The 369-nt window shown below is 50.9% G+C and carries 1 protein-coding gene; it reads right to left on the bottom strand.

The genetic code is table 11. From position 1 onward, the window contains the following. A partial coding sequence (locus tag D4A39_RS19465; RefSeq protein ID WP_158586961.1) for a TonB-dependent receptor plug domain-containing protein occupies positions 1 to 369 on the bottom strand: 369 nt, incomplete at both ends.

Raw genomic sequence — 369 nt, 5'->3', positions numbered from 1 at the left:
ACCCGCCTGCGCACCATAGATGGCAGCAGAAGCGGCATCCTTCAATACCTCCATGCTCTCAATCATAGATGGATCCAGGTACTGGATGTTATCCACCTTCAGACCATCGACAATGAGCAACGGGCCGATATTACCACTATTGGAAGAATAACCACGGATACGGATATCGGCAGCCTCACCCGGACCACCCGAGTTGATAATCTGCACACCGGCAGCCTTACCCTGGAGGGCAGCACCGGCATCGGTAGCTGACAAACCCTTGATGTCATCGCTCTTGATAGATGCAACTGCACCAGTCAGGTCGCTCTTCTTCTGAACGCCATAACCGATGACAACGACATCATTAAGAACTTTTGAATCATCCTTCAA

Source organism: Alcanivorax profundi (assembly GCF_003597125.1).
Taxonomy (GTDB): Bacteria; Pseudomonadota; Gammaproteobacteria; order Pseudomonadales; family Alcanivoracaceae; genus Alcanivorax; species Alcanivorax profundi.
The sequence above is the reverse complement of the archived record's forward strand: the minus strand, read 5'-3'. Positions and strand labels throughout refer to the sequence as shown.